A 14,174-nucleotide genomic window follows, 5' to 3' on the forward strand; every position below is an offset into this window, starting at 1 on the left:
AATAATGTTTAAAAAATATAAAATCTACCGTATTATTCCCACTCAATTGTTGCAGGAGGTTTTGAACTGATATCATATACTACTCTATTGACTCCTTTTACTTTATTAATAATATCATTAGAAACCTTCATCAAGAATTCATAAGGCAAATGTACCCAGTCAGCGGTCATGCCATCCGTAGATTCTACTGCGCGTAATGCAATCACTTTTTCGTACGTACGTTCATCACCCATAACCCCTACACTATTTACAGGAAGTAAAATAGCGCCGGCTTGCCATACTTTATCATACAATCCCCAAGATTTCAATCCGTCAATAAAAACAGCATCTACATCTTGCAAAATTTGCACTTTTTCCGGTGTAATATCCCCTAAAATACGAATCGATAATCCAGGTCCCGGGAAAGGATGTCTTCCTAATAATTCAGGATCAATTCCTAATGAAGCTCCTACTCTGCGCACTTCATCTTTAAAAAGCATGCGAAGCGGTTCTACAATTTTCAATTTCATATAATCTGGCAAGCCGCCCACATTATGATGCGATTTGATTGTTGCAGAAGGACCTTTTACAGAAACGGATTCAATAACGTCCGGATAAATAGTTCCTTGCGCCAGCCATTTTACATCTTCGATAAGGTGAGATTCATCATCAAAAACTTCTATAAATACACGTCCGATAATTTTACGTTTGGTTTCTGGGTCACTTACACCTGCTAATTCAGATAAGAAACGATCACCCGCATCAACTCCTTTTACGTTCAAACCCATTCCTTTGTATTGATTTAATACATTTTGGAATTCGTTTTTACGAAGCAAACCGTTATTTACAAAAATACAGTATAGATTTTTTCCAATAGCTTGATCTAATAAAACTGCCGCCACGGTAGAATCTACTCCTCCAGAAAGTCCGAGAACCACTTTATCGTCTTGTAATTTTTCTTTCAGTTCGGCTACCATTTCTTCGACAAAAGCATTTGGTGTAAAGTTTTGAGGAACTTCCGCTATTTTCACTAAAAAGTTTTCCAGCATTTTTGATCCATCAGTAGAATGGAAAACTTCAGGATGGTATTGAATCGCGTAGGTTGTTTCACCTTCAATTTTGTAAGCGGCAAATTCCACATCGTGTGTACTTGCTAGTTTCACTCCATTGGTAGGCAATACTTTGATACTATCGCTATGGCTCATCCAAACTTGGCTGTTTTCAGAAACACCTTCAAAGAAAATTTCATTCTCTTTTATATAAGATAAGTTAGCTCTACCGTATTCTCTTGTATTTGAAGCAGCTACTTCACCTCCACTAAAATGGGATAAATATTGCGCACCATAACACACGGCCAGCATAGGAAGCTTTCCTCTAATTTGAGACAAGTCGGGATGTGGCGCATCTTCTCCTCTAACAGAAAAAGGGCTTCCACCAAGAATTACTGCTTTATAAGATGATAAATCACTCGGAAAATGGTTGTAAGGAAAGATTTCGCAGAATATATTTAATTCGCGAACTCTACGCGCAATAAGCTGTGTGTATTGCGATCCGAAATCTAAAATAAGTACGTTGTGTTGCATGCGCAAAAATACTTTTTATATTTTGAATTGGAAAATTGAATTTTGAAAAATATTTATTTTCTTTTAAGCTGTTGAAATAATTTCTCTTTTGTATTTAAAAGACCCGTAGTCTCGCAGGTCAAATTTGGATTTATCCTGAAATTAGCTTTAAAATTTAAAAGAGTACATTTGCAAACCTAATTATCTACTAAAAAACAAAAAGATGAAAACAAAAAATTATATCGCCGTTGCAATTTTTGCACTAATAGCTGTTTCATGCAGTGTAATTGATGATTTATTGACTTTTTCAATAGACAATCAAACCACTGTAACCATTCCATCAGGATTTCCTGTGAATACTGCTTTAGATTTAGTGACACCCGATATTTCATCTAATTCCAGTACGGCATTTGAAAATAACAATACCAATGCAGAATTAGTTAAAGATGTAAAATTGAAAGAAATGAAATTGACGGTAACAAATCCAGCCACTAAATCATTTTCCTTTTTGAAATCAATACACATCTACATTTCTACAAATAGCACTGATGAAATTGAATTGGCATTTTTAGATGATATTAATTCTACTTCAAATACTTTAAATCTGACCTGTACAACTGCGAAATTAGATAAATACGTTAAAGCTTCAAGTTTTAAATTAAGAACAAGAGCAGTTACCAAAGAAACAATAACCCAAGATGTATCTGTAAAAGCAGATATTAAATTTCAAGTTACCGCAGATCCTTTTTAGGAAACACCGAATCCTATTAAAAAAACCGTTGAATGTAACACTTACATTCAACGGTTTTTTTATTCTCTGTAAGTATGTATTTATTCTTTTACCAAGATTATAGTAGCTTTGAAACCAGTTCCAAGATTCCACTGACTGGCTGATATCAAAGCGCCCTTGTCATCATACACTTTAAATTCAGCTGTATTAGGTCCCGAACTTCCTTGGTTTAATGCTTCAAAATCAATTTTGTTAAACCCTTTTTCTAATACGATTTCAAAACCTTTAAAATCATTATCTAAGTTTACTTGATATTGAATAACCTTATCATTCAAATATACCCTGATTTGGTCACCATCTACATAAGCCGCATCACGATACATTACTTTAGCAGTAACAGAACCTGTTGAGAAATTACCTAAATTTTGATTCTTTCTGTAGACATAACCATCCTTATTTTCTTCTTTTTTGTTCCACTTATCTTTATAAACGTCTCCAGGATTAATAAACTCGTTTTTCGGACTCATGGAGAAATTATTTGCCGGAGTGGTCGGAAGCGAAAGACTTGGATTCGGGTTGAATATTTCCGGATTTTTAAATACGTTTGGTGTATTTATTGGAGGGATATCAACTTTAGGCTGAATTGTTTTTTTTATTTTCGGTGCGTTATTTTTAGGGGGAATCGCTTTAAATTTTGAACTAAATTCGTTTTGGGCATATCCGCTCAAAGACATACTGATGGTAATCATTAAAAATAAAATCCTTTTCATAACTTTCTAAATTAGTTTATTCGGTGCTTGTAAAAATTTTAAAAATAAAAAACCAATTGTATTTATTCAAAAATCAGGCAACAATTTAACTTTCATTTATAACTCCAAAATCTGCATTTTATTACATTTTAGAGATAAAACAGCTAAAATTTCCTTGATTAAATTTAAACTTTTTTAATCCAAAATCAGTATTTATATTTCACGTTTTTTTTCTAACTTGCAAATAGTATGCCACACTAAAAATTGCATTTTTATCGCACAACATTATTAAAAAACTATTAAAATGAAAAGAGAGAATATATTGACCGGTTCGCCTTGGGAAGACAAAATGGGATACTGCAGAGCGGTACGCATCGGAAATATTATTGAAGTATCCGGTACGGTTGCGATTGTTGATGGAGAAAAAGTAAATGCAAATGATGCGTATGCGCAAACAATAAACATACTGGAACGCGTGCAGTTGGTTCTCGAAGACTTAAAAGTAAGCATGGAAGACGTCATCAGAACCCGAATATTTACGACTGACATTACCACATTTGAAGACGTAGCCAAAGCTCATGCTCAATTTTTTAAAGACATAAAACCTACTACCGGTTTTTATGAAATTAGTAAACTGGTAGCTCCTGAATATTTAGTCGAAATTGAATTTACCGCAATTGCCCCAGAAAAACCATTGATTCAGGAAGGATTATAATACTTTCGCAAAAATACTTTGCCCATTTCACTAATGAATTCAGAGAAAACTAAAAAAACTCCATCGCCTCAATTCAAATGGTTTTTCATCTGCATTTTAATAGGTGTTTTTTCCGGATCGGCATCTGCTTTTTTCCTCCTAGCTTTAGAGTGGGCTACCCAAATCAGGAAAAATAACAATTGGATCATTTGGCTTTTGCCAATCGGCGGCTTACTGATAGGATTTGGCTATCTTTATTGGGGGAAATCAGTTGTCAAAGAAAATAATTTATTGCTGGAAGAATACGAAAATCCACAGAAAATAATTCCGTTAAAAATGGCTCCTTTGATTCTTTTCGGAACTTTAATCACCCATCTTTTTGGTGGCTCAGCCGGTCGTGAAGGAACCGCAGTACAAATGGGTGGCGCCATTGCAGACCAGTTTACAAAACTATTTCAACTTGACGCATCCGAAAGAAAAACAATACTCATTCTGGGCATCAGCGCCGGATTTGCTTCTGTTTTCGGAACTCCTTTAGCAGGAGCATTATTCGCTTTAGAAGTTGTTTATTTTAGTAAAATCAATTTTAAAAGTATTCTATTATCCTTTTTTGTTGCCTACATCGCTTTTTTCACAGTGGAACTTTGGCACGTAAAACACACGCATTATAATATTCTTTTTGTTCCAGAGATTAGTTTCATGACTTTATTTTGGGTAATTATCGTAAGTGTTTTATTTGGCTTGGCCGCCATGCTTTTTTCCAGAAGCACTCATTTTTGGGGTCATTTATTTTCAAAAACCATAGCGTTTTCCCCGCTTCGCCCATTTGTAGGAGGATTCATCATAGCTTTGGCGGTATATTTTATTGGAACCACAAAATACATTGGTCTTGGAATTCCTATGATAGTTAACGCGTTTTCGAACCCAAATACTTCCTATGATTTTTTAGTGAAAATACTTTTTACGGGATTTACACTCGGTGCGGGATTTAAAGGTGGTGAAGTCACGCCATTATTCTTTGTCGGAGCCACTTTGGGAAGTACTTTATCACTTATCGTTCCCTTACCAATAGCACTTTTGGCAGGAATGGGATTTGTGGCTGTTTTTTCGGGAGCCACCCATACGCCTATTGCCTGTACGGTTATGGGAATGGAACTTTTCGGGATCGAAAGCGGCATTTTCATTGGTTTAGCGTGCAGCATTGCTTACCTTTCTTCGGGATCCGTAGGGATTTATAATGCCCAAATTGTAAGAGGCGCAAAATTCCATTTGTATCAGAAATTAAAAAGAAAAAATACCGACTTTTTATAACATTCTAAAACTTTGTTAATTGTTTAAATGTTTTCAACATTACACTAAAAAAATGTAATTTCGCAGACTATGAAAATACAAGACATACAAGCGATACAGTTGTTATTAGCAACTCCAAAAAAGATTGCCATAATCCCACACAGAGGTCCTGACGGAGACGCCATGGGTTCTACACTGGGTTTGTATCATTTTTTATTAAAAAATAAGCATCATCCTGTCGTGGTTTCTCCAAATGAATTTCCGGATTTTCTGGCTTGGATGCCAGGCGCAGAAACCGTTAAAATATTTGAAAAAGAAAAACAAAACTGCACAAAAATTCTTGAAGAGGCAGAACTTATTTTTACGTTAGACTTTAATGCCTTGCATCGCACGGGCGAAATGGAACACGTTCTAGCCAAGCTCAAAGCTCCTTTTGTAATGATAGACCATCATCAAAAACCAGATGACTATGCTGTGGTCACCTACTCTGACACTTCGTTTGGATCTACCTGTGAAATGCTTTATAATTTCATTTCATTTCTTGGAAAAAAAGAAGATATCGATAAAACCATCGGAACCTGCATTTATACCGGAATTCTGACTGATTCCGGGTCGTTTCGTTTCCCAAAAACTACGGGAACAACCCATAGAATTGTGGCAGAACTAATTGATCTAGGTGTTGAAAACACGGCAATCCCAAGTTTATTATTTGACAATAGTTCTTTTGGACGATTACAAATATTGGGAAGAGCGCTTCAGAACATGATTGTAATCACGGAACATAAAACGGCTTACACCACGCTGACTCAGGATGAACTGAATTCGTTTGACTATGTAAAAGGAGATACCGAAGGAATTGTAAACTACGGATTAAGTATCAAAGGAATTGTTTTTACTGCTATATTTATAGAAAATAAAGAAGAAAAAATTATTAAGATTTCATTCCGTTCCCAAGGCGATTTTGATGTCAATCAATTTGCAAGAGATCATTTTAATGGTGGTGGACATCGCAATGCTGCCGGAGGAAAATCAGAGGCTTCGATGGAAGAAACAAAAAAGAAATTTGAAGATTTAGTAACCAATTTAAGCATCTAATTTTATGAAAAATAGCAAGCAAATCGCCATTGTATTTTTTATGTTGCTCTTAATTTCCAGCTGCAAACAGCAACAGGATGCCAGAAGACCTATATCTCAAGCGTCCGGGAGTTTCATGAAGAAATCCATTGCCCGCAATAAAAAATTAGTTGCCAGTGAGGAAACGAAAATTCAGACTTTGATCAAAAGCAATCCTAATGTCGTTTATCTGGCATCGAAAAAAGGATATTGGTATTCGTATGAAACACGAAATGAAATCGATACGCTTACGCCAAAAAAAGGAGATGTCGCTTTTTTTGATTACGAAATCAAAGATCTAAAAGGAACCATTATCTATTCTGAATTAGAATTAAGACCGCAAATTTATTACGTGGACAAACAAAACATAATGATGGGCTTGCGTGACGGGATCAAATTGATGCGTAAAAACGAGAAGGTCAACTTCCTTTTCCCATCGAATATGGGATACGGATACCATGGCGATGACAAAAAAATTGGGACTAACCAACCTTTAATCTGCACCGTAACGCTTCGTGATTTCAAATCGGAGGCGCAGTATAAAAAAGAAAGTCAATTGAAAGTAAAAACACCTGCTGTTGCTCCACCCGTTAAATTAGAAACTCCTCCCGTAATTGAAACTACGGACACTATAACTCAATAAAATAACTTAGAAATGAAAAAAAAGATTCTATTCGCATTCCTGGTAATCGCCTCATTTTACTCTTGTAAAGAAGAATACAACAATCTTCCCGACGGATTATACGCTAAAATCGAAACCAATAAAGGCGACATTATAGTACAATTAGATTTTGAAAAAGCGCCAATTACAGTAGCAAATTATGTTGCCTTGGCCGAAGGAAAAAATGAATTTGTGACTAATGAAAATCTTAAAAATAAACCCTTTTTTGACGGCTTAAAATTCCACAGAGTCATCAAAGATTTCATGATACAAACTGGGGACCCGCTTGGAACAGGTTCTGGAGATACCGGATATAAGTTTAAAGATGAATTCTCAGATTTGAGATTTGACAAAGGTGGTGTTTTGGCTATGGCCAACAACGGACCAACAACCAATAGCAGTCAATTTTTCATCACACACCTTGCAACGCCTTGGCTGGACGGAAAACACACGATTTTTGGTCATGTAGTCGAAAAAGGAATGGATGTAGTCAACAAAATTGAACAAAACGATTACATCAATAAAGTAATCATTATCAGAAATGGTGAAGCTGCTAAAAAATTCAATGCCGTTAAAATATTCAATGATTATTTTGCTGTGGAGTCTGAAAATCAAAAGAAAAAAGCTGCCGTTGATGCTGAAAACAAAAGAGTATACAACGAAAAGTACAAAGATGTTCGCGAACAAAAAGTTGCTTATTTCGCTAATTTGAAAACGAAATCGACAAAAACTCCTACCGGATTACAATACGTAATTACCCAAAAAAGCGGTGGTAAAAAACCCGCTAATGGCGCCAATGTTTTCATTCACTACGCTGGTTTTCTGGAAGACGGAGAATTATTTGATGCCAGTATTGAAAATGTAGCTAAAACGTTTGGTAAATATGATGAAAACAGAGCTGCGCAAAACGGGTACCAACCCATCCCTTTTCAATCCGGCAAAAAAGATGGCATGATTCCTGGTTTCATTGAAGGACTGGAACAATTATCTTTTGGCGACAAAGCCGTGATTTTCATTCCGTCCCGCTTAGGATATGGAGCAGCGGGCGCTGGAGGGGTAATTCCACCCAATGCGAATATCATTTTTGAAATCGAATTATTAGAAAAAATGCCCCAATAATATTTAAAAAAATAAGCCTTTAAATTAGTACAACATGAAATTTAAAATTCTGTTTTTATTATTTCTGGGAATGGTCAACGTACATTCTCAAACGATCAAGAAATCTACTCCTGCTAAAAAGCCGGCAACAAGTGTCAAAACTACTGTAAAAACACCTGTGAAGCCTACCGTAAAAACTCCCATAGTAATCGAGGGGATTTTTGCAACAATTGCAACAAACAAAGGAGACATTGTACTGGAATTAGAATACAAAAAAACACCGGTAACAGTCGCTAACTTCATAGCATTAGCCGAAGGAAAAAATACCTTTGTAACTGATGACAAGCTAAAAGGAAAACCTTTTTTTGATGGTTTAAAATTTCACCGTGTCATCAAAGACTTCATGATTCAAGGAGGAGATCCTTCGGGAAATGGCTCTGGTGGTCCAGGGTACGCGTTCAAAGATGAATTCACCGACTTGAAACACAACAAACCCGGAATCCTTTCTATGGCTAATTCCGGACCCACTACCAATGGAAGCCAGTTTTTCATTACCCACAAAGAAACGGCTTGGCTAGACGGTAAACACACCATTTTTGGTCACGTTACAGAGGGAATGAATATCGTAAACTCCATTGCACAAAACGATGTAATCACTAAGATTACCATCGTAAGAAAAGGCGCTTTAGCCAAAAAATTTGATGCTCCAAAAGTGTTCGCTGATTATTTCAACAATAAATCCGAAGACCAAAAGAAAATATCCTCAATTATCGCAGCAAAAAAAGCGTATTTAGCCGCGACTAAAGCCACTGCAACCACCACTCCATCCGGATTAGCGTACAAAATAATTGAAAAAGGAACTGGAGTAAAACCCGCGAAAGGAGCGACATTTTATTTTCATTATGCCGGTTATTTTGAGGACGGAACGCTATTTGACAGCAGCTATGAAGAAGTGAATAAAGTTTACGGAAAATTTGATGCTAACCGTGCCGCTCAAAACGGATACCAAGCATTCCCTTTTGAAGCCGGGAAAAAAGAAGGTATGATTCCCGGATTTATTGAAGGACTGGAAAATATGGCTTTTGGCGACAAAGCCGTGGTTTTCATTCCATCAAATCTAGCGTATGGAGAAAGAGGCGCCGGTGGTGTTATTCCTCCGAACGCAACACTTATTTTCGAATTGGAAATGCTAGAAAAACAGCCCGCTCCAAAACAATAAAATTTAAAAAGAATGCCATAAAAAAACCCGACAGACTTCAAAATCTGTCGGGTTTCTTTTTACAATTTATTCGTTAAGAACATTGACTGCGGTACTGGAAACCGGAAAGTATCCGCTTCATCAGCATTCCATTTTCAATTATTTCTTTCCAAATTTCCAGTCAAATTCGTCTTTCTGATTGATAATTGCCCCAATCTCAAATTTCACCACTTCCTCAAATTCGGTTTGAAAAATAATCCAGTTTTCTTCGTTGAAATAATTTTCGAATGTGTCAAACTCTTCCTGAGTAAATTTAATAATTCCTTTAGTGGCTAAATCTTTTTTAAGCTCATTGATTTTTCTATTAATTATTTTATACCCAAACAACTCTAGTTCCTGGCTAGATGCGACAATATATCCTAATTTAAAATCTTCCTCCACATAGAAGGTCAAACGCATTTTTAATTTATTATAAGCAAAAATCACATTGTCATCCTCGTCCTTGTAATTTCGGTCCGGTTTCCCGTAAATTGCGGCAACATCATTTTGTTTCATTCCGAAAATGAGCTTGTCAATTCCGTTTTTTGGATTTATTTTCATATTCATTTATTTGACTGCAAAGTTCGCAAAGTTTTTCACAAAGTCCACTACCTTTTATCTGTAAAAATTAACAGATAACAAAAACCACTACTGATTCTACTATTCACAATTTGGGCCTGACCCGCTGAAAAAGCGGGTCGGGCTATCCGTTATAATCTTTTATTCCGCTGCGCTTCATAAAAGGATTTTCACTACAAACGAAGTTCACTGAACTCCTATGAAAAATATCAAAAAAGTGAAGTAATCCCTCACGCAAAACAGCGGTTATACAACACAAAACCTTGCTGTAACAAAAACCATTTATAAAATAATTAGTATCTTTCAATCTCAAAATCAACACAATATGACTTGGGAAGCAAAACTGATAAAACACAATAGCGAAAATAGAATTGCCGTTTATTTTGAAAAAAATCAAGACCTAATCGCCCGTATCAAACAAATAGAAGGCGCACGATGGAGCCAGCAAAAAACGGTTTGGCACCTCCCGGACACATTAGAAAACAGAGTGCGTTTTAACATAGCGCCCCCTGCAAATTCGTTCCCTTCAAGCGAAGGAATAGCACAAATCGAAAAATTCAAACAATGGATGCGTTCCAAGCCATAATGAAAGTACCATTACTACCTACAGCGAAGCCTTAAAATCTTTCCTGATCTTCTATCGAGAAAAACCAGTTGCGGCTATGACTAATGAGGATGTAATTATCTACAACAATGAGTATATTTTAAAAAATAAGTTTTCCTCCTCATACCAGAATCAAATTGTTCACCTCGTTGGATAAAAAAAATGAACTTATGTATTATTATGTCTACGTTTTGCTAAGTGAAAAAGATAATCAATTTTATACTGGGTATACTTCTGATTTAAAAAACAGGTTGAATGAACATCAATCAGGTAAAGTTCAGTCTACGAAATATAGATTGCCTTTAAAATTGATTTATTTTGAAGGATGTTTAAATCAACAAGATGCTACACGGAGAGAGAAATATTTAAAATCCGGAAATGGAAAAAAATATCTTAGAAACAGAATGCGACTATTTTTTTATCCTACGGGGTAAATGCCATCAAATTATTCTTTACAATCATTCAAGAAACCAAAATTGAAATAGATAAAATACACCGACCAAAAAGAGTCAAACTATTACCCAATGTATTGAGTAAAGAAGAAGTGAAATCTATCTTGAATGCACACAGCAATATCAAACATAAAATGTTGTTAAGCTTGATTTATAGTTGTGGCCTGCGTTGTGGCGAATTATTGGCTCTCCAGCCCGTTCACATAGATTCGATGCGGAATATTGTATTGCTTAAAAATTCAAAAGGCAAAAAAGACAGGATAGTCCCATTAAGCCCAAAAATTTTAGAAATGCTACGGGAGTATTATAAAGTATTTAAACCCACAACGTATTTATTTGAAGGACAAATCAAAGGAAAGCCCTATGATGATAGAAGCTTACAACAAGTTTTAAAACAAGCCATACAAAAATCAGGAATTAGAAAACCCGTTACTTTGCACTGGTTACGCCACAGTTATGCTACGCATTTACTTGAAAGCGGAACCGATTTGAGGTACATTCAAGAATTATTGGGACACAATAGCAACAAAACGACCGAAATATATACCCACGTAAGTACAAAAAGTATCCAACAAATAAAAAGTCCTTTTGATGATTTGTAATAAAAATATTATTTATACATTTGATGAAAATACGCTACTCCGTAGCGACTATACATCCTAAATTGGGAAGATTGTCGCTACTTTGTAGCGAGTATATACAAGTTATGCCTCATGCTAAAAAAACCGACAGATGAGCGAAAGAAGAAATCGTAAACTAAAAAAAGAAATAAAAGCTGAATACGTTGAATTTGATAGCGATGAAAATTTTGCTTTTATTGTGGGATACACTTTTGGTGGTGCACCGTATGGATTCACACACGAAGAGATGAATGAAATTGAAAAAGAAAACAACGAAACTGACGATATAATATAAAAAAAACAAATGTCATCCGGAGAAGCACATACAATTTGGTTTCCTGAATTAAAAAAGTATTTAAAAGAGAATTGGAAAGCTAATTTCACAATTCCAAAACATTTTAAACTTGTGGCTGAATTAGATAATAAACTGGACCAAATTAGAACCGAAAGAAATATTCAACCTCCAATGATGTGGTGTCCAAAATGTCAAAAAAGACATCGCTCAAGGCTTAGGTCAATTTCTATAACTGCAATGTATTTTGCTTTAAAAAAATTTGATAATTGTACCGAAATTGAGTTTAAAGAATTTATGAAAAATTGGAAAGTGTATTCAAAAGAGAAAAATATTGACATTTACGGAAACGAAGTGCTAAAAACCAATTTAGAAGAAAGCACGAAGGCATAACACACGCTACAAGCAATTTGGGTATTAGGCTTAATTTGAAATTGGTTTTGTATTTGGGAGATTTGGCAAATCCGAATAATGAGCTTAATTTAGTCCCAAACTGCTTGTAGCGCGAGACCGTTAGCGGATAGCTTCAAAAAAAAGCAGAATAAACGATATATGGAAAAATACAAATTTTGGATTATTCTAATCAGTGGATTTATCACTCCAATTTTGATATACTTATTTCCAGTTGATGGTGGTGGAAGTTCAATAATTTTCACAATCTCAGTACCTTTTTTTATAATAATCGCATTGTTATTCGCATTTATATATAAAAGAATAGCAAAGAAAACTGAATTGAAATGGAAAATGAATTCTGCATTTTCATTTTTTGTTTTATCTATTCTGTTTTTAACATTCTATTCCTTTCCTTGTTTTGACAGAAATAATCTCTGTCCTTGCGAAGTCATTTATAATTCTGTAAAAGTATTATCAAAATATGACCAAATAAAATTTGAAGATATTTTAGCAGAGAAAAAACCATCAAATTATCCTTTAATTGTTGTTGCTCAAAAGAAATATAAAACCTCATTTCCAAACAAAATTTATTATATAAATTATGAAGGAAAAGAAACCTTCTATTCAGAAAAATTTTATGCAATTTATTTTAGAAACGGTAAAATATTTTCAAATAACAAAAATCTAAAAATTAAATATTTAAATAACGACATTGTAGAATTTTCTGAAATTTACAACAATGAATTTATTGAATTTAAATCTATAAAAAGTGGTTTCATAAATATGCCTAAAGAATATAAAGATTATTATAACAATGGATATGAATATATTAATCTGAATAAAGAATTTAAAGACTTTAACGTAAATATTAGAAAAGAACCCGAAAAGGATATAACCAAAGAATATGGCTTTTACAAATTCTTATATTGGATTTCATAAAAAGCCATCCGCTAACACACGCTACAAGCAATTTGGGTATTAGGCTTAATTTGAAATTGGTTTTGTATTTGGGAGATTTGGCAAATCCGAAGAATGGGCTTAATTTAGTCCCAAACTGCTTGTAGCGCGGGGACGTTACCAGAAATCTATCAAACAAAATGAAAAAAACACTACTATTAATTTACATCTTCTCGACAAGTTTGACATTTAGCCAAAAAATTTTATTTGATACACTAAAAGTGGATTCAAATACTAAAATCATTGGAAGATATCCCCAGTATGATAAAAAAAGGACTTATGAAAAATTCAATTTTGTAATTGAAGACTCAATTTCAATTGAAAATTTCAAAAGGAACATAAGTCTCGGTGATGAAGTTAAAAATTCAATTGAAAATCCTTGTTTTAAACTCACTATTGTTAAGAATTATGATGAAATTGGATCTTGGACAATAAATCCCACTCAAAAAAGTGCAATGACGCATGACGGTCACACATATAAATTTGACATATCTCAAATTGCCATGCTAAACTCAACAAATCCCTTCGATTATGTTTACGAAATTAAAGAGTTTAAAAGTAAATCGGAATATCAAGAGTATTTAACTGCACAAAAAAAGAATACAACATTCTTATTTGATTATGGACCACAATTTAAATACGAAGGAAGCTTTGAGATAGAATTCAAAAAATCGGAGGAGTTTTCTAGTCCCAAAAAAATTAGTGAATATTTGGAACCATTTATTGAAAAAATTGCCAATAAAAATGAATTCAGTATTTTTTATGAGCTGAATGAAAAAAACATGGGCGATCGCAATCAGTTCACAATGAAAATTCAAGGTTCTAAAAAAATATTTGAGAAGTTGAAACTAAAGAAATTAAAAAACTTGAATTGGCAACCAACAATAGAAGATGCATATTTCTTCTACAGGAAATAGACTTCTGGTAACAGCTACTACAACGGATTTGGGCAATAGGCTTAATGGAAAGATGGTTTTGTATTTGAATGATTTGGCAGATCCGAAAATAGGACTTAATTTAGTCCCAAACCCGCTGTAGTAGCGGGACGTCAAACTGTCTAATAACCTCCTTTCTCCCTGTTAAATAAATTGTACTAAAAATCGTTCAAATAATTTGCATAACTCGTTGGTTTTTATTATATTTAAGGATGAAATTCATCAACGG

General features: G+C 34.5%; 18 protein-coding genes. 15 read left to right on the top strand and 3 right to left on the bottom strand.

Features of this window, described 5'->3' with window-relative positions; all coding sequences use genetic code 11:
- Positions 1-32: 32 nt before the first annotated feature.
- Positions 33-1,562 carry a glutamine-hydrolyzing GMP synthase gene (gene guaA / locus ACP7AQ_RS12890; RefSeq protein ID WP_426092151.1) on the bottom strand — a complete coding sequence of 510 codons (1,530 nt, stop codon included), beginning with the start codon at positions 1,560-1,562 and terminating at the stop codon, positions 33-35.
- Positions 1,563-1,764: 202 nt separating this feature from the next.
- Here guaA and ACP7AQ_RS12895 point away from each other — a divergent pair, with 202 nt between their 5' ends.
- On the top strand, positions 1,765-2,292 hold the full coding sequence (locus ACP7AQ_RS12895) for a hypothetical protein (protein WP_426095742.1): 528 nt from the start codon (positions 1,765-1,767) through the stop codon (positions 2,290-2,292).
- 80 nt (positions 2,293-2,372) lie between these two features.
- Here ACP7AQ_RS12895 and ACP7AQ_RS12900 read toward each other — a convergent pair whose 3' ends face one another.
- A complete protein-coding gene (locus ACP7AQ_RS12900) occupies positions 2,373-3,041 on the bottom strand; it encodes a hypothetical protein (protein WP_426065025.1) in 669 nt (222 codons plus the stop codon).
- A 283-nt stretch (positions 3,042-3,324) separates the two neighbouring features.
- Here ACP7AQ_RS12900 and ACP7AQ_RS12905 point away from each other — a divergent pair, with 283 nt between their 5' ends.
- The 6 genes from ACP7AQ_RS12905 to ACP7AQ_RS12930 all read left to right on the top strand — a co-directional run bounded on the left by ACP7AQ_RS12905 (position 3,325) and on the right by ACP7AQ_RS12930 (position 9,095).
- Entirely contained in the window at positions 3,325-3,735 is a 411-nt protein-coding gene (locus ACP7AQ_RS12905; RefSeq protein WP_426095743.1) for a RidA family protein, read from the top strand.
- Positions 3,736-3,768: 33 nt separating this feature from the next.
- Positions 3,769-5,025: a voltage-gated chloride channel family protein gene (locus tag ACP7AQ_RS12910; protein WP_426095744.1), complete on the top strand. Its 1,257-nt coding sequence runs from the start codon at positions 3,769-3,771 to the stop codon at positions 5,023-5,025.
- A gap of 69 nt (positions 5,026-5,094) precedes the next feature.
- A complete protein-coding gene (locus ACP7AQ_RS12915; protein WP_426095745.1) occupies positions 5,095-6,099 on the top strand; it encodes a DHH family phosphoesterase in 1,005 nt (334 codons plus the stop codon).
- 4 nt (positions 6,100-6,103) lie between these two features.
- Complete coding sequence (gene gldI, locus ACP7AQ_RS12920) at positions 6,104-6,760, top strand: gliding motility-associated peptidyl-prolyl isomerase GldI (RefSeq protein WP_426095746.1); 657 nt, start codon at positions 6,104-6,106, stop codon at positions 6,758-6,760.
- 12 nt (positions 6,761-6,772) lie between these two features.
- Entirely contained in the window at positions 6,773-7,897 is a 1,125-nt protein-coding gene (locus ACP7AQ_RS12925) for a peptidylprolyl isomerase (RefSeq protein ID WP_426095747.1), read from the top strand.
- Between the two features lie 34 nt (positions 7,898-7,931).
- Positions 7,932-9,095 carry a peptidylprolyl isomerase gene (locus tag ACP7AQ_RS12930; protein WP_426095748.1) on the top strand — a complete coding sequence of 388 codons (1,164 nt, stop codon included), beginning with the start codon at positions 7,932-7,934 and terminating at the stop codon, positions 9,093-9,095.
- Positions 9,096-9,233: 138 nt separating this feature from the next.
- On the opposite strand, the gene ACP7AQ_RS12935 is transcribed toward ACP7AQ_RS12930, so the two are convergent.
- Positions 9,234-9,674, bottom strand: coding sequence for a hypothetical protein (locus tag ACP7AQ_RS12935; RefSeq protein WP_426095749.1), 441 nt, complete (start codon positions 9,672-9,674; stop codon positions 9,234-9,236).
- 343 nt (positions 9,675-10,017) lie between these two features.
- Here ACP7AQ_RS12935 and ACP7AQ_RS12940 point away from each other — a divergent pair, with 343 nt between their 5' ends.
- From ACP7AQ_RS12940 to ACP7AQ_RS12975, 8 genes are all read left to right on the top strand, one after another.
- Positions 10,018-10,278 (top strand): hypothetical protein, encoded by a 261-nt coding sequence (locus ACP7AQ_RS12940; protein ID WP_426095750.1) that lies wholly within the window; start codon positions 10,018-10,020, stop codon positions 10,276-10,278.
- A gap of 10 nt (positions 10,279-10,288) precedes the next feature.
- Positions 10,289-10,453, top strand: coding sequence for a phage integrase N-terminal SAM-like domain-containing protein (locus ACP7AQ_RS12945; protein ID WP_426095760.1), 165 nt, complete (start codon positions 10,289-10,291; stop codon positions 10,451-10,453).
- Between the two features lie 13 nt (positions 10,454-10,466).
- Entirely contained in the window at positions 10,467-10,730 is a 264-nt protein-coding gene (locus tag ACP7AQ_RS12950; protein WP_426095751.1) for a GIY-YIG nuclease family protein, read from the top strand.
- Between the two features lie 95 nt (positions 10,731-10,825).
- A complete protein-coding gene (locus ACP7AQ_RS12955; protein WP_426095752.1) occupies positions 10,826-11,350 on the top strand; it encodes a tyrosine-type recombinase/integrase in 525 nt (174 codons plus the stop codon).
- A 130-nt stretch (positions 11,351-11,480) separates the two neighbouring features.
- Positions 11,481-11,663 carry a hypothetical protein gene (locus ACP7AQ_RS12960; RefSeq protein WP_426095753.1) on the top strand — a complete coding sequence of 61 codons (183 nt, stop codon included), beginning with the start codon at positions 11,481-11,483 and terminating at the stop codon, positions 11,661-11,663.
- 9 nt (positions 11,664-11,672) lie between these two features.
- On the top strand, positions 11,673-12,053 hold the full coding sequence (locus tag ACP7AQ_RS12965) for a hypothetical protein (protein WP_426095754.1): 381 nt from the start codon (positions 11,673-11,675) through the stop codon (positions 12,051-12,053).
- A gap of 159 nt (positions 12,054-12,212) precedes the next feature.
- On the top strand, positions 12,213-12,992 hold the full coding sequence (locus tag ACP7AQ_RS12970; protein ID WP_426095755.1) for a hypothetical protein: 780 nt from the start codon (positions 12,213-12,215) through the stop codon (positions 12,990-12,992).
- A 158-nt stretch (positions 12,993-13,150) separates the two neighbouring features.
- Positions 13,151-13,927 (top strand): hypothetical protein, encoded by a 777-nt coding sequence (locus ACP7AQ_RS12975; protein WP_426095756.1) that lies wholly within the window; start codon positions 13,151-13,153, stop codon positions 13,925-13,927.
- Positions 13,928-14,174: the final 247 nt, after the last annotated feature.

It is taken from the genome of Flavobacterium sp. DSR2-3-3 (assembly GCF_049896585.1).
Lineage (GTDB): Bacteria > Bacteroidota > Bacteroidia > Flavobacteriales > Flavobacteriaceae > Flavobacterium.